Below are 22,793 nucleotides of genomic sequence, written 5' to 3' on the forward strand. Positions count from 1 at the left end.
TGCCGTCGGCCGGTAGCGCACCTCGGGCGCGAGCAGCCGCCCCCAGCGCCCGGCATCGCGCAGCGCCTGCGGCAGCGCCGGCAGCGCGACCTCGCCTCGCCCGCGCTGATAGTAGTCGGCGGCGAACGACACGAGCGCGAGCCAATCCGGCGACAACGGCGGCAGGTCGGTGCAGATCGCGTCGATCGCGCGCAGCCGGGACGGCGGCACGTCGGTGTGAGTCGTCACTTCGCAGACGAGCCCGACGGCCTGCCGCTTGCCGAACGGCACCTGCACGAGCGTGCCGGGCCCGGGCGCCGGTTGCGCGTCGCAGCGGTAATCGAACAGGGTGGCGAGCGGATGGTCGAGCGCGACGCGCAGGTAGGTGCCGCTCATCGCGGCGCTCCGGCGGCGACATGCGCCGAATGGACATGGGCGGCCAGCATCCGCGCCCGCATCGGGGCAGCGAACTTAAAGTAAAACTTCAGATTCGGCGCTAAGTTTTGGATTCGCATTAGGAATCGCCGTATACCCTGCCCAGCCTGTGGATAACTTTGTTGAGAACTCGCCGTTCACTGGCCGCAACGCACGCGGGGCCGCGCTTTGCGCTGATTTTCGCCGCCTGTTGCGGTGCCCCGCGGAGCCTTATTCCATAAGGCTGCTATTCAAATTACCGAACCATAGCGAGACAATTTGACCGATACAGGGCTCTACCGCGCTGCAACGTGGAAAATGTGTATAAGTCAAGTCTTGACAAGCACTGAATCGGCAACCGGTGCGGGGTTGCGCCCTGTTTAGTGCCAACAACGAAACGCTGTCACACCGCAGTGCAGCATGACAGCGCTTGCGTTCAGCCGGCAGCTCCGCTACGGATCGCGCGGCTGTGGCTATGCACTTCGTCGACGAGTTCGGCGACGTGATCGGGCGACGTGAATTGCGAAATACCGTGCCCGAGGTTGAATACATGGCCCGGATGGTTGCCATAGCTGTCGAGCACCGCACGCGCCTGCTCGCGCACCGCGGCCGGCGGCGCAAACAGGATCGTCGGGTCGAGGTTGCCCTGCAGCGCGACTTGCCCCGCGACGCGCTCGCGCGCCTTGCCGAGGTTGACCGTCCAGTCGAGCCCGACCGCGTCGACGCCGGTCGCCGCGATCTCCTCGAGCCACAGCCCGCCGCCCTTCGTGAACGTGATCACCGGCACGCGCTCGCCGTCGTGCTCGCGCTTGAGCTGCGAGACCACGCGGCGGATGTAGTCCAGCGAGAAGCGCTGGTACGCGCCGTCCGCCAGCGCGCCGCCCCACGTATCGAAGATCATCACGGCCTGGGCGCCCGCTTCGATCTGCGCGTTCAGGTACGCGGCCACCGCCTGCGCGTTCACGTCGAGGATCCGGTGCATCAGGTCGGGGCGCGAATACGCCATCGACTTCACCGTGCGGAAATCGTCCGACCCGCCGCCCTCGACCATGTAGCACGCGAGCGTCCACGGGCTGCCCGAAAAGCCGATCAGCGGCACGCGCTGGCGGCCCTGGCCGTCGGTGAGCGCGCGGCGGATCTCGCGCACGGCGCCCGTCACGTAGCCGAGCGTTTCCTCGATGTCCGGCACCGCGAGCTTCGCGACGTCGGCCTCGGTACGCACCGGATGCGCGAACTTCGGCCCTTCGCCGACCTGGAAGTCGAGGCCGAGCCCCATCGCGTCGGGAATCGTCAGGATGTCCGAGAACAGGATCGCGGCGTCGAGCGGAAAGCGCTCGAGCGGCTGCAGCGTCACTTCGGTCGCGTAGTCGGGATTCTTCGCGAGACCGAGGAAGCTGCCGGCGCGTGCGCGCGTCGCGTTGTATTCGGGCAGGTAGCGGCCGGCCTGGCGCATCAGCCAGATCGGCGTGTAGTCGGTCGGCTCGCGCAGAAGCGCACGCAGGAAGGTGTCGTTGAGCAGGGTATGGGCCACGGTAGGAGCGACGATGCGAAGGCAAAGCGGCATTTTACCGGACAGCCGCCGTCCGGCTGCGTATGCCGATGCGATGGCGGCCATATGACGCGCGCGATGGCTCCGTTATGATCGGACGCTCATATCGAACGAAACGAAGGAGGAGACCGATGAAGACATTCGCCACGCTCGCCGCCGCCGCGCTGCTTTGCTGCGCCGCCGCGCACGCGCAGACCGGCGCGGGCGCCGCTGCCGCCGCACCGGGCGTCGGCTCGCGGCTCGACGACGTGCTCGCGCGCGGCACGCTGCGCGTGTGCACGACGGGCGACTACAAGCCGTATTCGTACTACCGCACGGACGGCCGCTTCGAGGGCATCGACATCGACATGGCCGAATCGCTCGCGAAGTCGCTCGGCGTGAAGACCGACTACGTGAAGACGAGCTGGCCGAACCTGACCGGCGATTTCGTCGCGAAATGCGACATCGCGGTGGGCGGCGTGTCGACGACGCTCGAGCGCCAGAAGCGCGTGTTCTTCACGCAGCCGTACGTGGTCGACGGCAAGACGCCGATCGCGCGCTGCGCGGACGCCGACAAGTACCAGACCGTCGCGCAGATCGACCGGCCGGAAACGCGCGTGATCGTGAACCCGGGCGGTACCAACGAGCGTTTCGCGAAGCAGTATTTCACGCACGCGAACCTCACCGTCTATCCGGATAACGTAACGATCTTCAAGCAGATCCTCGCGGGCAAGGCGGACGTGATGGTGACGGATGCGTCCGAGACGCTGCTGCAGCAAAAGCTGAATCCGGGCCTGTGCTCGGTGCACCCGGACAAGCCGTTCCAGTTCGGCGAGAAGGCGTACATGGTGCCGCGCGGCGACGCCGCGTTCCAGCAGTACGTCGACCAGTGGCTGCATCTCGCGCTGTCGACCGGCGAATACCAGGCGATTTCGGACAAATGGCTGAAGTAAGTGGGCACGCGCGCGGCGGCCGATAGCGGGCACCGACCCCGTGGCCACCGCCGCAAAAGTCGCTGCGCGGCGGCGGCCGAAGCGCCGCCGTTACACTTAGGTGCAGCGTGCCAGCGCCGGCAAAATTGGCCGGAAGCCCCCGAATTGGCCGAACGGCCGACTTCCGCGCGTGCCAATCACGTTTCAAAATCTTTCTGACGAATGAATCGTCATGCGCGGTATCGATCGAAAGGCGCATTTTCTCGCGTGCAAATCGGCAATTCGTCGAGCCTGATACGCATTAAAAACGCATCGCGCGCATGCGCTGAAAACGCTGCGGAAAATATGAGTAAAAATGACCTTTCTCAGACCCTCAAAAACAGCAAAAAATCCCGGAAAGCCTTATCTGGCGGGCGTTACAACCTGAAACACTTTGTTACCGCGAGGGGTCATTAATTCGCCCACAATGGCCTCAACGGTTTCAACACGGATGCGGTCTCGTGTGCCAAGTGTGAGCGGACGCGAAGCGCTGCGAGCCAGTCGGTCACGTACCGAAGCCCTTCCGAGGGGCATCCCTGTTGGAGTCGTTTCCGGCCCCCCGCCGGACTCGGTTTCATCTTTGGTCTCCTCGCGCTAACCCCGTAGCGTGTGGTTTTTAGCGGGCTAATAAGCCCGCTTTTTTTCGTCCATCGAAAGCGCAACGGCCCGCAGGCCGCCGCGTTTTTCCCGCCTTCATGCCGCGCTACGCGGTCTTCTGCACGTCGAGCTTCAGCTCCTCGATCATCCGGTCGCGCATCACGAACTTCTGCACCTTGCCCGTCACCGTCATCGGCAACTCGTCGACGAAGCGGATGTAGCGCGGGATCTTGTAGTGCGCGATCTGCCCTTGGCAGAACGCTCGCACGTCGTCCTCGGTCATCTGCTCGTCCGCGCGCAGCACGATCCACGCGCACAGCTCCTCGCCGTACTTCGCATCGGGCACGCCGAATACCTGCGCGCTCTGGATCTTCGGATGCCGAAACAGGAATTCCTCGATCTCGCGCGGATAGACGTTCTCGCCACCGCGAATCACCATGTCCTTCAGCCGGCCGACGATGTTGCAGTAGCCGTCCGCATCGAGCGTCGCGAGGTCGCCCGTATGCATCCAGCCGTCCACCAGCACCTCGCGCGTCTTCGCGTCATCGTCCCAGTAGCCGAGCATCACCGAATAACCCTTCGTGCACAGCTCGCCCGTCGCGCCGACCGGCACGATGCCGCCGCTCGGATCGACGACCTTCACTTCCAGATGCGGCTGAATGCGCCCGACCGTCGTCGTGCGCTTCTCGAGCGGATCGTCGGTCGAGCTCTGGAACGACACGGGGCTCGTTTCCGTCATCCCGTACGCGATCGTGATCTCCGACAGGTGCATCTGCGACACGACGCGCTTCATCGTCTCGATCGGGCACGGCGAACCGGCCATGATCCCGGTGCGCAGCGTCGACAGGTCGAATTTCGCGAACTCGGGGTGATCGAGCTCGGCGATGAACATCGTCGGCACGCCATGCAGCGCGGTGCAGCGTTCGTCGGCCACCGCCGCGAGCGTCGCGACCGGGTCGAATGCCTCGCCGGGGAACACCATCGCCGCGCCCTTCGACACGCACGCGAGCACCGCGAGCACCATCCCGAAACAGTGATACAGCGGCACCGGGATGCACAGCGTGTCCTGCTCGGTGAAACGCATCGCCGCCGCGATCGAGCGCCCGTTGTTGACGACGTTGCGATGCGTGAGCGTCGCGCCCTTCGGGCTGCCGGTCGTACCGCTCGTGAACTGGATGTTGATCGGCTCGCTGGCCGCGAGCGTCGCACCGATCGCATCGAGCAACGCAGGATCGACGGCCTGGCGGCCGCGCGCCATCACGTCCGTGAAGCGGAACATGCCGGCCGGTGCGACATCGCCCATCGACACGACCGTGCGCAGGCTCGGCACGCGCGCCGCATGCAGCTCGCCCGGTGTCGCGGTCGCGAGCTCCGGCGCGATGGTCTGCAGCATCTCGACGTACGCGGACGTCTTGAAGCGCTCGGCGGCGATCACGGCCTTGCAGCCGACCTTGTTCAGCGCGTATTCGAGTTCCGACAGCCGGTAGGCCGGATTGATGTTGACGAGCACCGCGCCGATCCGCGCGGTCGCGAACTGCGTGAGCAGCCATTCGCTGCGGTTCGGCGACCAGATGCCGACGCGATCGCCCTTCACGATGCCGAGTGAGGCCAGGCCAGCCGCCAGCACGTCGACCTCGTTCGCGAACTCGCGCCAGGTCCAGCGCACCTGCTGCTCGCGGAACACGACGGCCGGACGATCGGGAAAGCGACCGGCCGTGTCGAGCAGGAACCGGCCGATCGTCGCTTCGGAGAGCGGCACGTCGGTTGTGCCACGCACGTACGACAAGCCGTTTTCGGGCGCGATCAGCGCGCCCACGCCAAGGTCTGCTGCCATGAATGTCTCCGTCATTTTTGTCTGATCGGCCTGCACGCGCCTTCGGCGCCCGCCTCCGCCACGCAATCGCGACGGACAGCCTCCACGCGGATGATGACGCGCGCGGCTGACGACACTCTGACATCAAATCACGGCGGACGGATGAAATAGCACGACCGGACGGAATGATCCGACCCGCAAAAATCAGACGAACATGGCGGACGAAAAAAAAGCAGCCCGAAGGCTGCTTTCTTTCGCGGGATACGCGGCGCGGCTCAGTGCCGGCTGCGAATCTTCGCCAGACGCTGGATCGCCTCGAGCTGCGCCATCGCGGTCGCGAGCTCGGATTGCGCCTTCGCGAGGTCGAGATCCGACTTCGCGTTCTGCAGCGTTTCCTCGGCACGCTTGCGTGCTTCCTCGGCTTTCGCCGCGTCGAGGTCCTTGCCGCGGATCGCGGTATCGGCGAGCACCGTCACGGCGCCCGGCTGCACTTCGAGAATGCCGCCCGCGACGAACACGAATTCGTCGTTGCCGCCCTCGACTTCGATGCGCACCGCACCCGGACGAATCCGCGTGATCAGCGGCGTGTGGCCCGGCAGAATGCCCAGCTCACCCGTTTCGCCCGGCAGCGCGACGAATTTCGCCTCGCCCGAGAAGATCTGCTCTTCCGCGCTGACGACGTCTACTTTGATGGTTGCCATATCGACTCCTGTCGACGAGTGCGAACGCCTCGCGGCGCCTGCCCTCGTCCCATGCACGGCGGATTGAGCGTGTTGCGGTCGGCGCGACCGGCCCGGTTATCGGTCAATGAAGACCGACACCCCGGCCAGCACGCGCCATGCGACTCACTCGAACCCTTACGAGATCTTCTTGGCCTTTTCGAAGGCTTCGTCGATCGTGCCGACCATGTAGAACGCCTGTTCCGGCAGGTGGTCGCACTCGCCGTCGACGATCATCTTGAAGCCGCGGATCGTTTCCTTCAGCGGCACGTACTTGCCCGGCGAGCCCGTGAACACTTCAGCAACGTGGAACGGCTGCGACAGGAAACGCTGGATCTTACGAGCGCGCGCGACCGACAGCTTGTCTTCCGGCGACAGTTCGTCCATACCCAGAATCGCGATGATGTCGCGCAGTTCCTTGTAGCGCTGCAGCGTCTGCTGAACGCGACGGGTGATCGAGTAGTGCTCTTCACCGATCACGTTCGGGTCGATCTGGCGCGACGTCGAGTCGAGCGGGTCGACCGCCGGGTAGATACCCAGCGAAGCGATGTCACGCGACAGAACGACGGTTGCGTCCAAGTGGCCGAAGGTCGTAGCCGGCGACGGGTCGGTCAAGTCATCCGCAGGGACGTACACGGCCTGGACCGACGTAATCGAGCCCTTCTTGGTCGACGTGATGCGCTCTTGCAGCTTGCCCATTTCTTCAGCCAGCGTCGGCTGATAGCCCACTGCCGACGGCATACGGCCGAGCAGTGCCGACACTTCGGTACCGGCCAGCGTGAAACGGTAGATGTTGTCGACGAAGAACAGCACGTCGAGGCCTTCGTCACGGAAGTGCTCGGCCATCGTCAGGCCGGTCAGCGCGACGCGCAGACGGTTGCCCGGCGGCTCGTTCATCTGGCCGTACACCAGCGCGACCTTGTCGAGAACGTTCGAGTCCTTCATTTCGTGGTAGAAGTCGTTCCCTTCACGGGTACGCTCGCCCACGCCCGCGAACACGGAGTAACCACCGTGTTCCTTCGCGATGTTGTTGATGAGCTCCATCATGTTGACGGTCTTGCCCACGCCAGCACCGCCGAACAGGCCAACCTTGCCGCCCTTTGCGAACGGGCAGATCAGGTCGATAACCTTGATACCCGTTTCGAGCAGTTCGGTCGACGGCGACAGTTCGTCGAACGCCGGAGCCTTCTGGTGGATCGAACGCGTCGTTTCGCTTTCGATCGGGCCAGCTTCGTCGATCGGACGGCCAAGCACGTCCATGATTCGGCCGAGGGTCGGCTTGCCGACCGGCACCGAGATCGGCTTCGCCGTGTTCTTCACGGTCAGGCCGCGGCGCAGGCCGTCGGATGCACCCAGACAGATGGTACGGACAACGCCGTCGCCCAGCTGCTGCTGGACTTCGAGCGTCAGTTCCGAGCCATCGAGAATGAGCGCGTCGTAGATCTTCGGCATGCTGTCGCGCGGGAATTCCACGTCGATAACGGCGCCGATGCACTGTACGATCTTGCCTTCTACCAAAGCAGCAGTACTCATCGCTTTTCCTTTAAATACCTGATTCTTTACTCGCGCAAAGGCGCAGTTGTCGTCCCGGGCGCGCGCTTAAACAGCGGCTGCGCCGCCGACGATCTCCGACAGTTCTTTCGTGATCGCGGCCTGACGGCTCTTGTTGTACACGAGCTGCAGTTCGCTGATCACCGTCTTCGCGTTGTCGGACGCGGCCTTCATCGCGACCATGCGCGCCGATTGCTCGGACGCCATGTTTTCCGCGACGGCCTGGTACACCAGCGCCTCGACGTAACGCACGAGCAGTTCGTCGACGACTGCCTGCGCGTCCGGCTCGTAGATGTAGTCCCACGACGTGGCCGGCGTACCGTCATCGGCTTCGAAGTGCTCCGACGACAGCGGCAGCAACTGCTCGATCACGGCTTCCTGCTTCATCGTGTTGACGAAGCGCGTGTAAGCGATATAAACCGCCGACAGCTTGCCTTCCGAGTACAGATCGAGCTGCGTCTTCACGGCGCCGATCAGCTTGTCCAGATGCGGGGTATCGCCGAGGTGCACGACCTGCGACAACACCTTCGCGCCGAAGCGGTTCAGGAACCCGAGGCCCTTGCTACCGATCGCGGTAGCTTCGACCTTCTGGCCCTTCTCTTCCAGCTCCTTGAACTTCTGCACCGTCGCACGCAGCACGTTGGTGTTCAGACCACCGCACAGACCCTTGTCCGTCGTGACGAGGATGATGCCGGCCGTCTTCGCGCCTTCGTTCGCCACCATGAACGGGTGGCGGTACTCCGGGTTCGCGCGGCTCATGTGCGCGGCGATGGCACGGACCTTGTCCGCATACGGACGAGCGGCGCGCATGCGTTCCTGCGCGCGACGCATCTTCGATGCGGCCACCATCTCCATCGCCTTCGTGATCTTGCGCGTGTTCTGCACGCTCTTGATCTTGCCGCGAATTTCCTTCATTCCAGCCATAGCTTGCTCCTTGACCGAAGCGGCGCGGGCGCATCAGCACCCGCGCGGCCTCAGTGTGTCACTCGCGGATCAATAGGCACCGGACTTCTTGAAGGATTCGATCGCCGAGCGCAGTGCGCCTTCGTCGTCCTTCGAGAGATCCTTGGTGTCTTCGATGCGCTTGATGAGGTCAGCGTTGCTGGTCTTCAGGCTTTCGCGCAGGCCCTTCTCGAACGACAGCACTTGCTTGACGTCGAGGTCGTCGAGGTAGCCGTTGTTGGCGGCGTACAGCGACACGGCCAGTTCCCACACCTGCAGCGGCTGGTACTGCGGCTGCTTCAGCAGTTCCGTCACGCGGCGGCCGCGCTCGAGCTGCTTGCGGGTCGCTTCGTCGAGGTCCGATGCGAACTGGGCGAATGCCGCCAGTTCACGGTACTGCGCGAGGTCGGTACGGATACCGCCCGACAGCTTCTTCACGACCTTCGTCTGAGCGGCGCCACCGACTCGCGACACCGACACGCCGGCGTTGATTGCCGGGCGGATGCCTGCGTTGAACAGGTCGGTTTCCAGGAAGATCTGACCGTCGGTAATCGAGATCACGTTCGTCGGAACGAACGCGGTCACGTCGCCAGCCTGCGTTTCGATGACCGGCAGTGCCGTCAGCGAGCCGCTCTTGCCCTTCACTTCGCCGTTCGTGAACTTCTCGACGTACTCTTCCGACACGCGGGCAGCACGCTCGAGCAGACGCGAGTGGAGATAGAACACGTCGCCCGGGTAAGCTTCACGGCCCGGCGGGCGGCGCAGCAGCAGCGAGATCTGACGGTATGCCCAGGCTTGCTTGGTCAAGTCGTCATAGATGATCAGCGCGTCTTGGCCGCGGTCGCGGAAGTATTCGCCCATCGTGCAGCCGGCGTACGGTGCGAGGTACTGCATCGCTGCCGAATCCGAAGCCGAAGCGGCGACGACGATCGTGTATTCCATCGCGCCCGTTTCTTCGAGCTTGCGAACCACGTTCATGATCGACGAAGCCTTCTGGCCGATCGCGACGTAAATACAGATCAGGTCCTTGCCCTTCTGGTTGATGATCGCGTCGAGCGCCACTGCGGTCTTGCCGCACTGACGGTCGCCGATGATCAGCTCACGCTGGCCACGGCCGATCGGCACCATTGCGTCGATCGACTTGATGCCCGTCTGCACCGGCTGCGACACCGACTTACGCCAGATCACGCCCGGGGCGATCTTTTCGATCGCGTCGGTCAGCTTCGCGTTGACCGGGCCCTTGCCGTCGATCGGGTTGCCGAGCGCATCGACCACACGGCCGACGAGTTCCGGGCCAACCGGGACTTCCAGAATGCGGCCCGTCGTCTTGACGATGTCGCCTTCCGAGATGTGTTCGTATTCGCCGAGAATCACCGCGCCGACCGAGTCGCGCTCGAGGTTCAGCGCGAGACCGAACGTGTTGCCCGGAAACTCGAGCATTTCGCCCTGCATCACGTCCGACAGGCCGTGGATACGCACGATACCGTCGGTCACGGAGATCACGGTGCCCTGGTTGCGAACGTCTGCGCTCGCTTCAAGGCCCTGGATCCGGCTCTTGATCAGCTCGCTGATCTCAGAGGGATTGAGTTGCATTATTCGCTCCTGATAGTCAATTCTGTTGCGTGCCGGCGTGGCGCTCAGGCGGTCAACGCAGCCTGCATCGATGCGAGGCGCGCGCGAACCGAGGTGTCGAGCACTTCGTCGCCGACCGTCACGCGCACGCCGCCGATCAGCGACGAATCGACTGCGACCGTCGGTTTCAGCTTGCGCTTGAACTTGCGTTCGAGGCCCGAGAGGAGACTCTCGAGATCCGCGCCGTTCAGCGGGAACGCGCTCACGATCTCGGCGTCGGCTGCACCTTCACGTTCGTTCTTGAGCGCCTCGAACTGCTCGGCGATTTCCGGCAGCAGCGCGATGCGATGATTGTCGACCAGCATCTGCACGAAGTTCTTTGCTTCGGCGCCGGCTCCGAGCGGCGACTTCACCGCAGCAAGCAGCAACTCGGCTACCTGCGTGCGCGTCACCTTCGGGCTCGACGCGACCGACAGGACTTCCGGCAGACGCGCAACCTGGGCCAGCTCTTGCACGAGCGTGGACCAGGCGGCGATGTCACCGCCCTCGGCCACGCGGAACAGCGCTTCTGCGTAAGGGCGGGCGATGGTTGCAAGTTCGGCCATGATCAGAGCTCGGCTTTCAGTTGATTCAGCAGTTGGGCGTGGGCCGTTTGATCGACTTCGCGCTTCAGGATCTGCTCGGCGCCCTTCACGGCCAGCGTAGCGACTTCGCCACGCAGCGCTTCGCGCGCCTTCACGATTTGCTGTTCTGCTTCCGCCTTCGCCTGGGCGATGATGCGGGCGGCTTCAGCCTGGGCGTTGGACTTGATTTCCTCGGCGACCGCCTGGGCACGCTTTTCAGCGTCGGCGATGCGCTGCTGGCCGTCATTGCGGGCCTGCGCGAGTTCCTGGTCCACGCGCTTGTGCGCTGCGTCGAGTTCTGCCTTGCCCTTCTCGGCGGCGGCGAGGCCGTCGGCGATCTTCTTCGAACGTTCGTCGAGGGCGTTGATCAACGGCGGCCACACGAATTTCATCGTGAACCACGCGAGGACCAGGAACACGACCATTTGCGCAAACAGAGTTGCGTTGAGATTCACGGTGTTTCCTTATCTGCTATTCCGGAAAAATGAAACGGTAAGGCGCTCATCGAGTTGCATTCGATCAGCGCCCCAAGTCTCCGTTCCGCCCTGCGCCGGCTTGCGCCGGGCGCATGTTTCCGAGAAACCTTAGCCTGCGAGCTTCGACAGGAGCGGGTTCGCGAACGCGAACAGCATTGCAACACCCACGCCGATCAGGAATGCCGCGTCGATCAGACCAGCCAGCAGGAACATCTTCGTTTGCAGCGGGTTGATGAGTTCCGGCTGACGTGCGCAGGCTTCGATGTACTTACCACCCATCAGCGCGATACCGATACAGGCGCCGATTGCACCCAGGCCGATGATGATGCCGATACCGATGGCGGTCAGACCCTGGATGTTGGCGATGTAAGCTTGCATGATCACTCCTTTGTGAAAAGACTTGGAACTGAGATTTAAAAAACTAAAACGGAAACTCTTTCTTGCACGCCGCGCTTAGTGCTTGTCGTGCGCCTGGCCGAGATACACCAGCGTCAGCATCATGAAAATGAATGCCTGCAACAGAACAATCAGGATGTGGAAGATTGCCCAGACGCTGCCCGCGATCACGTGGCCAACGAAGCCGAGGAACGTTGCGTCGCCACCGAAGCTCCACATGCTGCCGAGCAGGGCGATCAACAGGAACAACAGCTCACCCGCGTACATGTTGCCGAACAACCGCATACCGAGAGAGACGGTCTTCGCGAGATATTCGACGATGTTGAGCGCGAGGTTCGGGATCCACAGCAGCGGGTGGGCGCCAAACGGTGCCGACAGCAGCTCATGCACAAAGCCGCCTGCGCCCTTGATCTTGATGCTGTAGTAGATCATCAGGACGAACACGCCGAGCGCGATGCCGAGCGTACCGTTCAGGTCGGCCGTCGGGACGATGCGATGGTGGGAAATCACGTCCGACAGACCGAGCAGGCCGATCACGCGGCCCGGCAGGTCGACCGGGAGGAAGTCGAGGGCGTTCATCAGCGCGACCCACACGAACACCGTGAGCGCGAGCGGAGCGATGAAGGTACGATTGCCGTGAACGATGGCCTTCGATTGGTCTTCGACCATCTCGACGAGCATCTCGATCGCGCACTGGAAACGGCCCGGCACGCCCGACGTCGCCTTGCGGGCGGCCAGACGCAGCACGAGGATCGTCACGATGCCGCAAACGATCGACCAGAACAGCGTGTCGAGATTCCAGACGTGAATGTCGAAAATCGACGTCTGATGCGAGGTGGAGAAATTCTGCAAGTGGTGCGCAATGTACTCGGACGGATCCGGACCGCGCGTGCCTTCGCTAGCTGCCATATCGTTAATGCCACCCAAATTGTCGAAAATCGTTTTGCCAGTTCCGCAACACGCTATTGCGGGAACGGGCCGGTGCGGTTCGTTGTCGAAACCGCACGCTGCTTGTTCCTTACCGCCAGGCCAGCGCGATCCAGTACGTCTTCAGCACGACGAGGTACGTGACGAGGAACGGCACCCAGTGCACGCCGGCCCAGCCGAACGCCACTGCTGCGAACATCCCGATCGTCAGGCCGAGCTTCAGGGCTTCGCCCATCACCCAGCTCATCACGGTGGCCGAGCCACCTGCCTTCAGTCGTGCCACGAACAACGCACTGGGCACCCAGCCAATCGCTCCGCCCAGAAACGCGGATTGCGCAGCGGCGCCCGGCGACTTCGAAAACAGCCACCACGCCAGCGTTGCAACCAGGGACAGAACCACTTGCGCGAATACCACCTTATAGGGGGTTACGCGCGAGGGCTTGCTCACGTTCGGGCCGAACAGCTTTTCGGCTTCTGCCCGTGTGAGCGGAACGATGTTGTTATCTTGCCGCTCGGCATCCCAGTCATCATCGAATTCGCGCCGCTCGCCGGCCGCTGAAGCGGTGCGTTGCGTGCGCTGATCATCGTGCCTGTCGTCCGGCGCCTGACCCGCCATCGCAATCTTCCGCAAAATCCTTGAACCCGGCCCCAAGCTTTCTGAAAGCTTTCAGGGGTGCCTAGCTAACAAATCCGGGCGATTGTAAGCGATAGTTGCAAGTGATTCAAGGCTTTAGACGCGACAAAAACCTGCGTAAAACGACGCCTCATCATGTGAAAAAACTCGCGATTCGACGACGTACGATGACAGTTGTAAGGTCGCTTTTTTGCACCGGTATTTCTTGCTCGAAAAAATCCGGCGAGGATGAAATGAGGAGGAATCGATGCCCGGTGCGGGCGCCGGCGGAGCGGCACGATCGCCACCCAGGATCCTCGCTGTGACGCGGCCCAGGGCCCGCGCTCCGCGCGAAGCTCCGGGCAAGCAAAACACTGTGGCCACGCGCTCCCGCCGGATGCGCGAAATCCAGACCGACGCTGACGCAGCGAATCATCCAATCAGTTGTCATGCCACCACAGTCGATCGACTGTGGATTGCCATACTTATCAACAGCCCGCAACGAACGCGAATGCTGTGCGCCCTCCCCGCCACCCGAATGGCACGCCTGTGCCACACGCACCTGCATCACTCAACCGTGAACGAGCAGCCACGCACCGAGTGCCGCGCTTGCGAGCGCGAACGGAATCGAAACCAGGTGGAACGGCAGCCACATGCGCGGCTCCTTCGCGAGACGCACCGCGATCAGGTTCGCAAGCGAGCCGATCGCGAAACCGAATCCGCCGACCGATACGCCAAACGCGAGCGCGCGCCAGTCATGTGTAAACTCCGACAGCAGGATCGCGGCCGGTACGTTGCTGATGCCCTGCGACAGCACGGCACCGGCCGCAAAGATGCGCAGTGGTGAACCGAGATTCGCACGCGCAATCGCGTCATGGATGACGGGCAGCGCAGCCGCGCTGCGCAGCACGACGAACATCAGCACGAAGATCAGCAGCAGCAACCAGTCGATCTTCAGGACTGCGTCACGTTTGACGACGAGCAGCATGATCGCGACGGCAACCAGGCCCGGCAGCGGATGGTGCGCATCGGCAAGCAGCACGAATGCCGCGAACAGCACCGCCGCGATCAGCGCATGCATGCGTTGCACGGGAATGGCGACGACGTCGCCGGACAGGTCGAGCGGTTTCGCGCGAAACGCGCACGCGGTCAGCACGAACAGCAGCGCCATCAGCGCGATCGCGAGCGGCCCGAGCGTGACCACGAAGTGGCCGAACGACACGCCGCTCAATTGCCACAGGAAAAGATTCTGGGGATTGCCGAGCGGTGTCGCGACCGACCCCGCATTGACGGCCAGCGCGACGACGATCACGAGCCGCCGGAACGGCAGTGGTGTCAGCGCACGCAGCGACACCATCAACGGCACGACGACGAACAGCGCGACGTCGTTGGTGAGCCACATCGACAGCACCGCGGCGAACCCGACGAGCAGCATCGCGAGCCCGCGTTCGGAGTGCACGTGATGCACGATGCGGTGTGCGAGCCACATCAGGCAGCCGGACAACTCGAGCGCCTTGGTCAGCATCAACAGGCCCGCGAGCGTCGCGACCGTCTGCCAGTCAACGCGATCGGCCAACACGGAAAATGGTTGCGGACGCACCCATTGCAGCACAATCAGGCCCAGCGCGAGTACCGATAGCACGGGCTCCTTCGCAAGCCACCCCAACCACCGGCGCGGCGCCGGTGTGCCCGTCTCCTCCATGCGCCGCCGCCCTTTACTCTTCGGTTGCGACGTTGCCGCGCAGTCGCACGAGAATGCCCTCGAGCGCATCGAGGTTGCCGAAGTCGATCGTCACCTGCCCGCGCCCGCGGCGGCCGAGCTTGATCTTCACCGTCGACGCGAGCAGGTCAGACAACTCCTCCTCGAGACGGCGCGTATCGCGGCCGCCGTCGTCCTTCGCGCGCGCCTTCACGGCCGGCACTTCCTTCGTCGTGTGCGTGACAAGCTTCTCGGTCTCGCGCACCGACATGCGCTTGTTGACGACCTGATGGGCGAGCGTGATCTGCGTAGCCGCATCGACGGCGAGCAGCGCGCGCGCATGCCCCATGTCGAGATCACCGGCCAGCAGCATCGTCTGCACCGGCGAAGCTAGGTTCAGCAGGCGCAGCAGGTTAGACACCGCGCTGCGCGAACGGCCGACCGATTCGGCCGCCTGTTCGTGCGTGAAACCGAACTCGTCGAGCAGGCGCTGGATACCGTGCGCCTCTTCAAGCGGATTCAGATCCTCGCGCTGGATGTTCTCGATCAGCGCCATCGCCGCGGCGGCCTGATCCGACACGTCCTTCACGAGCACCGGCACTTCATTGAGGCCCGCCAGGCGCGCCGCGCGGAAACGGCGCTCGCCTGCGATGATCTCATATTTGTCTGATGAAATGGGCCGCACCAGAATCGGCTGCATCACGCCCTGTGCGCGAATGCTCGCTGCGAGCTCCTGCAGGCTGCCTTCGTCCATCCGCGTCCGCGGCTGGTACTTGCCGGCCTGCAGCTTGCCGAGCGCGAGCGTGTTCGGCGCCCCTTCGATCTTCACCGCTTCGGTGATATCGGCACTGCCGCCGAGCAGCGCTTCGAGGCCACGTCCCAAGCCCTTCTTCTTTGGTACCGCGTTCATGTCTTTCTTCCTCGCTTCGCTCATGTCCGGATCACGACACCTCGAACGCGCGAACGCGGTCGATCATCTCGGCACCGAACTGGAGATACGCTTGCGCACCGCGCGAGCTGCGGTCGAACACGACGCCCGGCAGCCCGTAACTCGGCGCTTCCGCCAGGCGCACGTTACGCGGAATCACCGCGTCGAACACCTTGTCGCCGAAGTGCGCTTTCAGTTGATCGGAAACTTGCTGCTGCAGCGTGATGCGCGGATCGAACATCACGCGCAGCAAGCCGATGATCTTCAGGTCGCGATTCATGTTCGCGTGAACCTGCTTGATCGTGTTGACGAGGTCCGACAACCCCTCCAGTGCGAAGTACTCGCACTGCATCGGGATCACGACGCCATGCGCCGCGCACAGCCCGTTCAGCGTCAGCAGCGACAGCGTCGGCGGGCAATCGATCAGCACGAAATCGTAATCGTCGGCCACGCTCTCGAGCGCGGCCTTCAGCCGGCGCTCGCGGTTGTCGATGCTGATCAGTTCGATCTCCGCACCGGACAGCTCGCGGTTCGCAGGCAGCACGTCGTAGGTGACGCCTTCCGGGCGGATGCGCGCATCGGTCACCGACACGCCGTCGACCAGCACCTCGTACACGGTCGCTTCGCAAGCAGCCTTGTCGATCCCGCTGCCCATCGTCGCGTTACCCTGCGGGTCGAGATCGATCAGCAGGACTCGTTGCTCCTGCGCTGCAAGGCTTGCGGCGAGATTGACCGATGTCGTCGTCTTGCCGACGCCCCCCTTCTGGTTCGCAACGCAGAAGATCTTTGCCATCGTTGGTGTGTTCCCTTTACCTTCAAACAAACGGCGCGCTACTGCGCGCCCGCCCTTCAATTCGCCTCGTCGACGGCCACTTCGATCAGATGCCGTTCGGCATCGAGCATCGGCACCGCCAACCGTATCGTCTGCTTGACGCGGCTGCCTTCCGGCAACCGCGCAATCTCGTCATCCGGATGGACGCCCTTCATTGCCCAGATCGATCCGCCCGGCGCGACCAGATGTCGAGCAAGTTTAACGAAGTCGGACAGATCCGCGAAAGCGCGAGAGACGATCATGTCGAATTTTTCCGGCACTTCGACACCCGGCTGCAGCGATTCGACCCGCCCGGTGACCACCGACAGGTTCGCGAGCTTCAGCTCCGCGCGCATCTGAGTCTGGAAGGCAGACTTCTTCTGCACGATATCGTTCAACGTGATCTGCCAGTCCGGCTCGACGATCGCCAGCACGATACCCGGCAATCCGCCGCCCGATCCGACGTCGAGCACGCGGGCCGATGCACGGCCACGCAGATGCGAAACGATGGAAAGCGAGTCGAGGATGTGCTGGATCAGCATCTGCTTCGGGTCGCGGATCGCGGTCAGGTTGTAGACCGCGTTCCACTTGCCGAGCAGCGCGACGTAGTCGAGCAGCTGGTTGCGTTGTGCATCCGTCAGCGCGAGGTCGAGCGCCGTCGTGCCTTCGACGAGCATCCCTTCCAGTACATCCCGATTAACCGCCGGCGCGCGACGCGCCGTCATTGTTGCGTCGGGACGGCGCCGTCCCCCTGCTCCGTTGCCGCTTCGGCAGTGCCATTACGGCGGCCCAGGCCGCGGCGCTTCAGGTGCACCATCAGCAGCGAGATCGCCGCCGGCGTGACACCCGAGATGCGCGACGCCTGCCCGATCGTCTCCGGCCGGAACTCGTTGAGCTTCTGGCTCACCTCGAACGACAGGCCACGGACTTCGCGGTAATCGATGCCGTCCGGCAAGCGCGTGTTCTCGTTCGCATCGTTGCGTTCGATCTCCGATGCCTGGCGCTCGATATAGCCCTGATACTTGATGCCGATCTCGACCTGCTCCTTGATCTGCTCGAGCAACACCGGATCGTCAGCCAACGGCTCTGCGGGGCCGCATTCACCGCCCTTCAGTCCGCACACGCCGTCGTAGCTGATACCCGGACGGCGCAGCAGCTCGGCGAGGCTGTATTCATGGTCGATCGCCTTGCCCAGCAGCGCGGTCGCCTCTTCCGCCGGCAACGTCTTCGGCGTCACCCACGTCGACTTCAGGCGTTCGGTTTCACGTGAAACAGCGTCGCGTTTCCGGCTGAATGCATCCCAGCGCGCATCGTCGACGAGACCCAGTTCGCGGCCGATCTCGGTCAGACGCATGTCGGCATTGTCTTCACGCAGGCTGAGGCGATACTCGGCGCGGCTCGTGAACATACGGTACGGCTCGGCCACACCGCGCGTCACGAGATCGTCGACCAGCACGCCAAGGTAGGCCTGGTCACGGCGCGGGCACCATGCGTCCTTCTCCTGCACGTAGCGGCCCGCATTGAGGCCGGCCAGCAGACCCTGCGCGGCCGCCTCTTCATAGCCGGTCGTCCCGTTGATCTGGCCCGCAAAGAACAACCCGTTGATCGCCTTCGTCTCGAGCGACGCCTTCAGCGCGCGCGGATCGAAGTAGTCGTACTCGATCGCGTAGCCGGGGCGCAGGATATGCGCGTTCTCGAGGCCGAGCATCGAGTGCACGAGTTCAAGCTGGACGTCGAACGGCAGGCTCGTCGAGATCCCGTTCGGGTAGAACTCGTTGGTCGTCAGCCCTTCCGGCTCCAGGAAGATCTGGTGCGATTCCTTCGATGCGAACCGGTGGATCTTGTCCTCGATCGACGGACAATAGCGCGGCCCGACGCCTTCGATCACGCCTGTATACATAGGCGAACGATCGAGACCGCCGCGAATGATGTCGTGCGTACGCTCGTTCGTGTGCGTGACCCAGCACGGCAGCTGCTGCGGATGCTGCTCCGCGCGGCCCAGGAACGAGAAAACGGGGATCGGATCGAGATCGCCCGGCTGTTCGGTCAGCTTCGAGAAATCGATCGAACGGCCATCGATACGCGGCGGCGTACCGGTCTTCAGGCGGCCCTGCGGCAGCTTCAGCTCCTTCAGGCGCGACGACAGCGACACGGCCGCCGGATCGCCTGCGCGGCCGCCCGTGTAGTTGTTCAGGCCGACGTGGATCTTGCCGTCGAGGAACGTACCGGCGGTCAGCACGACCGCACGGGCACGGAAGCGGATGCCGATCTGCGTGACCGCACCCACCACACGGTCGCCTTCGACCATCAGGTCGTCGACGGCCTGTTGGAACAGCCAGAGATTCGGCTGGTTCTCGAGCCGGTGGCGGATCGCAGCCTTGTACAGGATGCGGTCGGCCTGCGCACGCGTCGCGCGCACAGCCGGGCCCTTCGACGAATTGAGGATCCGGAACTGAATACCGCTCTCGTCCGTCGCGGCTGCCATCGCGCCACCCAGCGCATCGACTTCCTTGACCAGATGGCCCTTGCCAATGCCGCCGATCGACGGATTGCAGCTCATCTGCCCAAGCGTTTCGATGTTGTGGGTCAGCAGCAGTGTCTTTGCGCCCATGCGGGCGGACGCCAGCGCGGCTTCCGTGCCGGCATGGCCGCCACCGACGACGATGACGTCAAATTCTGTGGGAAAAAGCATGGTGGATTCCGTACGCAGAGCTACGCACGAACCTATCTGAGAAATGTATGGGCCGAATTATAGCGGGTTCGCTTTTCACCCGAATGCCGTCCGAATGGTAGGGTCTGTGCATTTCGGCAATTTTTCGGCGATGAACCGATGAATCTGTGGCTCAGAGCCCGCGCCGGCAATGCTTCCGGCCCACTCGCCGCACATCGTCGTGCCTGTGAAAATATCCGGCTACCGGGAAAACCCACGTGCAACGCGCACCCGATTCGACGCCTGTGACCCAGGCAACAACCCGGACTGAACACCCTGTGCGACCGTACCCGCCCTCTTCCCCACAGAGTTTCCGCCGGTTCGCCCGACACTTATCCCCTGTGACTCGACACATCATCGGCCCACCGCACATGGCTGCTTGCGCCTATGTAGATATCCGGCCGCCGAGAAACCCACGTGAAATACGCGCACCATTCGACGCCTGCGGTCCGCGCAACATCCCGGACGAAACACCCTGTGCGACCACACCCGCCCTCTTCCGCACAGAGTTTCCGCCGGTTCGCCCGACACTTATCCCCTGTGACCCGGCACATCATCGGCCCACCACACATGGCTGCTTGCGCCTATGTAGATATCCGGCCGCCGAGAAACCCACGTGAAATACGCGCACCATTCGACGCCTGTGGTCCGCGCAACATCCCGGGCGGAGCACCCTGCGCGACCGCACCCGCCCTCTTCCCCACAGAAATTCCGTCGGTTCACCCAACATTTATCCCCTGTGGCTCGACACATCGTCGATCTGTGGGACAAACGGCAACTACCACCAAGCGGCTGCCAGGATGCGTCCCCCGCACTGTGATAACGTCGCCCACCACTACACAGAGCTTCCGACTGTTTCCCTGGCACTTATCCCCTGGCTGCCAACCGCCAATGTATCGGCATCACATCTCGCCCCAAAAACAAAAACGGCGTGTTTCACGTGAAACACGCCGCCTGTTTCCCGCCAACCGCATCACGGATCAAGCCGTTTTCTTCACCAACCCAAGGTACGTTTCGATCACGCGTGGATTCTGCGCGAGTTCAGCCGCCGGCCCTTCCAGCGCAAATTCGCCCGTCTCCAGCACGTAGCCGTAGTCGGAGATCTGTAGCGCAGCCCGCGCATTCTGCTCGATCAGCAGCGTCGCCACACCCGTACCGCGCAACGCGCTGATGATATGAAAGATCTCCTTCACGATCAGCGGTGCCAGCCCGAGGCTCGGCTCGTCGAGCATCAGCAGGTCGGGCTTGCCCATCAGCGCGCGGCCGACCGCGAGCATCTGCCGCTCACCGCCGGATAGCGTGCCGGCTGCCTGCTTGCGCCGCTCCTTCAGCCGCGGAAACAACGCGAACACGTGATCGAGCTGGTCGAGGAAGTTAGCTTCACCGGCCTGCTTGCGCCGATACGCGCCCAGCACGAGGTTGTCTTCGACTGTCATCGTGCTGAACAGCTCACGCTTTTCCGGCACGAGGCACATCCCGCGTGCAACGCGCTGCTCGACCGGCAATGCGCCGACGTCGTGACCGCGATACACGACCGCGCCCGACGCATGCCCGTTCACCGGCAGCGCGCCCATGATCGCGTTCAGCAGCGTTGATTTGCCGGCGCCGTTCGGGCCGATCACGCTGACGATCTGTCCCGCACCAACCTTGATCGCCGCGCCGTGCAGCGCCTCCACCTTCCCGTACCGGACTGCCAGCCCGCGCACTTCGAGAATCGGCATCGTCGTGTCCGTCATCACTCCACCCCACCCAGATACGCTTCGAGCACCGCCGGATCCTGCTGCACGTCCTGCGGCAGCCCTTCCGCGATCCGCGTGCCGAACTCCATCACCACCAGCCGGTCGGTGAGATTCATCACGAAATCCATGTCGTGTTCCACGAGCAACACGCTCATGCCTTCCGCCTTCAACCGCCGCAGCAGGTCGGCGAGCTGCTGCTTCTCCTGGTAACGCAGCCCGGCAGCCGGCTCGTCGAGCAGCAGCAGCGTCGGGTCGCAACACAGCGCCCGAGCGATTTCGAGAATCCGCTGCTGGCCGAGCGCGAGGCTGCCGGCTTCGTCGTACATGTGCTTTTCGAGCCCGACGCGGCGAATCTGGCGTGCGGCCTCGGCCAGCAACTGCGCTTCCTCATGGGCATTGAGCCGCGCGACGCTGCGCCATACGCCCGTATGGCCCCGCAGGTGCGCACCGATCGCGACGTTCTCGAGCACCGTCATCGCCGGCAACAGCTTCACGTGCTGGAACGTCCGGCCGATGCCGCGGCGGACGATCTGGCGCGATGTGAGCCCGTCGATGCGCTCGCCACGGAACGTGATCGTGCCGCCCGTCGGCTTCAGCACACCCGTCACGAGGTTGAACGTGGTCGACTTGCCGGCGCCGTTCGGGCCGATCAGCCCGATGATCTGCCCCGCTTTCACGTCGAAGCTGACGTCGTTGACGGCCACGAGCCCGCCGAACTGCTTGCGCGCGTTGTCGACGACGAGCAGCGGCTCGCCGGCCGCCGGCTTCGCGCGTTGCGGCAACGGATCGGCATGCTCGGGCACATGCGCACGTGGCCCGCGCGGGAACAGCCTGGCGACGAACGGCCACACGCCCTGGCGAGCGTACTGCAGCAGCAGCACCATCAGCACGCCGAACACGATGATTTCGAAGTTGCCTTCCGAGCCGAGCAGCTTCGGCAGCAGCGTCTGCAGGTAGTCCTGCAGCACGGTCAGGATCGCCGCACCGAGCACCGCGCCCCACACGTGCGACACGCCACCGACCACGGCCATGAACAGGAACTCGATCCCGTGGTTCAGGCCAAACGGCGTCGGGTTCACCGCGCGCTGCAGGTGCGCGTACAGGAAGCCCGATACGGCCGCCAGCACGGCCGCGTAGACAAAGATCACGACGCGCATCCACGCAGTGTTCACGCCCATCGCCTCGGCCATCACGCCGCCGCCGCGCAGCGCGCGGATCGCGCGGCCCGGGCGGCTGTTCAGCAGGTTCTGCACCGACACGATCGCGGCCAGCACGACGGCCCAGATCAGGAAGTACAAGCTACGACCGCTTTCGAGCGTGATGCCGAACACGTTCAGAGCCGGAATCCCGTTGATCCCGTCGTACTTGCCGAGCAGTTCGAGGTTGCCGAACAGGTAGAACAGCGCGAGGCCCCATGCGATCGTGCCGAGCGGCAGGAAGTGGCCGGACAACCGCATCGTGACCGCGCCGAGCACGAGCGCGACGAGCGCCGTCAGCACGACGCCGACGATCAGCGCGAACCACGGCGACACGCCATAGCGCGTCGTCAGGAGCGCGGTCGCATAGGCGCCGATACCGACGAACGCGGCCTGCCCGAAGCTCGTCATCCCGCCGACGCCCGTCAGCAGCACGAGCCCGATCGCGACGATCGCGTAGAGGCCGATGTAGTTCAGCAGCGTGATCCAGTATTCGGGCACCTGCAGCGCGCCGGGCAGCACCGGCAGCGCGAACAGCACCACGAGAAACACCCAGAAGGTCTTGTTGCGTACCATCGTCTTCATCGTG

At 63.7% G+C, this 22,793-nt stretch carries 19 protein-coding genes and 1 pseudogene; 1 reads left to right on the forward strand and 19 read right to left on the reverse strand.

Annotation, left to right across the window (positions count from 1 at the left end):
* Both G3O06_RS18765 and hemE read right to left on the reverse strand, forming a co-directional pair.
* Positions 1-375: pseudogene (locus G3O06_RS18765) on the reverse strand (primosomal protein N'); the annotation flags it as partial.
* 454 nt (positions 376-829) lie between these two features.
* Positions 830-1,924 (reverse strand): uroporphyrinogen decarboxylase, encoded by a 1,095-nt coding sequence (gene hemE / locus G3O06_RS18770; protein WP_302478512.1) that lies wholly within the window; start codon positions 1,922-1,924, stop codon positions 830-832.
* A 149-nt stretch (positions 1,925-2,073) separates the two neighbouring features.
* On the opposite strand from hemE, the gene G3O06_RS18775 reads away from it, so the two are divergent.
* On the forward strand, positions 2,074-2,874 hold the full coding sequence (locus tag G3O06_RS18775) for a transporter substrate-binding domain-containing protein (RefSeq protein WP_205817094.1): 801 nt from the start codon (positions 2,074-2,076) through the stop codon (positions 2,872-2,874).
* Positions 2,875-3,595: 721 nt separating this feature from the next.
* Here G3O06_RS18775 and G3O06_RS18780 read toward each other — a convergent pair.
* The 17 genes from G3O06_RS18780 to G3O06_RS18860 all read right to left on the reverse strand — a co-directional run bounded on the left by G3O06_RS18780 (position 3,596) and on the right by G3O06_RS18860 (position 22,789).
* Positions 3,596-5,323: an AMP-binding protein gene (locus G3O06_RS18780; RefSeq protein WP_205817095.1), complete on the reverse strand. Its 1,728-nt coding sequence runs from the start codon at positions 5,321-5,323 to the stop codon at positions 3,596-3,598.
* 254 nt (positions 5,324-5,577) lie between these two features.
* Positions 5,578-6,003, reverse strand: coding sequence for a F0F1 ATP synthase subunit epsilon (locus tag G3O06_RS18785; protein ID WP_006477288.1), 426 nt, complete (start codon positions 6,001-6,003; stop codon positions 5,578-5,580).
* A gap of 156 nt (positions 6,004-6,159) precedes the next feature.
* Positions 6,160-7,554, reverse strand: coding sequence for a F0F1 ATP synthase subunit beta (gene atpD, locus G3O06_RS18790; protein ID WP_011350527.1), 1,395 nt, complete (start codon positions 7,552-7,554; stop codon positions 6,160-6,162).
* Positions 7,555-7,620: 66 nt separating this feature from the next.
* On the reverse strand, positions 7,621-8,496 hold the full coding sequence (atpG, locus tag G3O06_RS18795; protein ID WP_011350526.1) for a F0F1 ATP synthase subunit gamma: 876 nt from the start codon (positions 8,494-8,496) through the stop codon (positions 7,621-7,623).
* Positions 8,497-8,565: 69 nt separating this feature from the next.
* Positions 8,566-10,107: a F0F1 ATP synthase subunit alpha gene (gene atpA / locus G3O06_RS18800; protein ID WP_011350525.1), complete on the reverse strand. Its 1,542-nt coding sequence runs from the start codon at positions 10,105-10,107 to the stop codon at positions 8,566-8,568.
* 44 nt (positions 10,108-10,151) lie between these two features.
* On the reverse strand, positions 10,152-10,691 hold the full coding sequence (locus tag G3O06_RS18805) for a F0F1 ATP synthase subunit delta (protein WP_174985766.1): 540 nt from the start codon (positions 10,689-10,691) through the stop codon (positions 10,152-10,154).
* 2 nt (positions 10,692-10,693) lie between these two features.
* Positions 10,694-11,164 (reverse strand): F0F1 ATP synthase subunit B, encoded by a 471-nt coding sequence (locus G3O06_RS18810; RefSeq protein ID WP_011350523.1) that lies wholly within the window; start codon positions 11,162-11,164, stop codon positions 10,694-10,696.
* Positions 11,165-11,293: 129 nt separating this feature from the next.
* On the reverse strand, positions 11,294-11,563 hold the full coding sequence (gene atpE, locus G3O06_RS18815; protein WP_006482730.1) for a F0F1 ATP synthase subunit C: 270 nt from the start codon (positions 11,561-11,563) through the stop codon (positions 11,294-11,296).
* Positions 11,564-11,638: 75 nt separating this feature from the next.
* The gene (atpB, locus tag G3O06_RS18820) at positions 11,639-12,490 is read right to left on the reverse strand and encodes a F0F1 ATP synthase subunit A (protein WP_174916783.1); all 852 of its coding nucleotides are present in this window, start codon (positions 12,488-12,490) and stop codon (positions 11,639-11,641) included.
* A 109-nt stretch (positions 12,491-12,599) separates the two neighbouring features.
* Positions 12,600-13,124, reverse strand: coding sequence for an ATP synthase subunit I (locus G3O06_RS18825; protein WP_205817096.1), 525 nt, complete (start codon positions 13,122-13,124; stop codon positions 12,600-12,602).
* A 568-nt stretch (positions 13,125-13,692) separates the two neighbouring features.
* Positions 13,693-14,823 carry an SLC13 family permease gene (locus tag G3O06_RS18830; RefSeq protein WP_205817097.1) on the reverse strand — a complete coding sequence of 377 codons (1,131 nt, stop codon included), beginning with the start codon at positions 14,821-14,823 and terminating at the stop codon, positions 13,693-13,695.
* 13 nt (positions 14,824-14,836) lie between these two features.
* Entirely contained in the window at positions 14,837-15,730 is an 894-nt protein-coding gene (locus G3O06_RS18835; protein ID WP_174916786.1) for a ParB/RepB/Spo0J family partition protein, read from the reverse strand.
* Positions 15,731-15,761: 31 nt separating this feature from the next.
* Positions 15,762-16,541: a ParA family protein gene (locus tag G3O06_RS18840; protein WP_174916787.1), complete on the reverse strand. Its 780-nt coding sequence runs from the start codon at positions 16,539-16,541 to the stop codon at positions 15,762-15,764.
* A gap of 56 nt (positions 16,542-16,597) precedes the next feature.
* Positions 16,598-17,284: a 16S rRNA (guanine(527)-N(7))-methyltransferase RsmG gene (gene rsmG, locus G3O06_RS18845; protein ID WP_174916788.1), complete on the reverse strand. Its 687-nt coding sequence runs from the start codon at positions 17,282-17,284 to the stop codon at positions 16,598-16,600.
* Positions 17,281-19,251: a tRNA uridine-5-carboxymethylaminomethyl(34) synthesis enzyme MnmG gene (gene mnmG / locus G3O06_RS18850; protein WP_174970641.1), complete on the reverse strand. Its 1,971-nt coding sequence runs from the start codon at positions 19,249-19,251 to the stop codon at positions 17,281-17,283. Before mnmG ends, rsmG begins: the two co-directional genes overlap by 4 nt.
* 998 nt (positions 19,252-20,249) lie before the next feature.
* Positions 20,250-21,005, reverse strand: coding sequence for an ABC transporter ATP-binding protein (locus G3O06_RS18855; protein WP_174985757.1), 756 nt, complete (start codon positions 21,003-21,005; stop codon positions 20,250-20,252).
* Positions 21,005-22,789, reverse strand: coding sequence for a branched-chain amino acid ABC transporter ATP-binding protein/permease (locus G3O06_RS18860; RefSeq protein ID WP_174970646.1), 1,785 nt, complete (start codon positions 22,787-22,789; stop codon positions 21,005-21,007). Before G3O06_RS18860 ends, G3O06_RS18855 begins: the two co-directional genes overlap by 1 nt.
* Positions 22,790-22,793: the final 4 nt, after the last annotated feature.

This window comes from Burkholderia sp. Ac-20345 (assembly GCF_017104825.1).
Lineage (GTDB): Bacteria > Pseudomonadota > Gammaproteobacteria > Burkholderiales > Burkholderiaceae > Burkholderia > Burkholderia lata_B.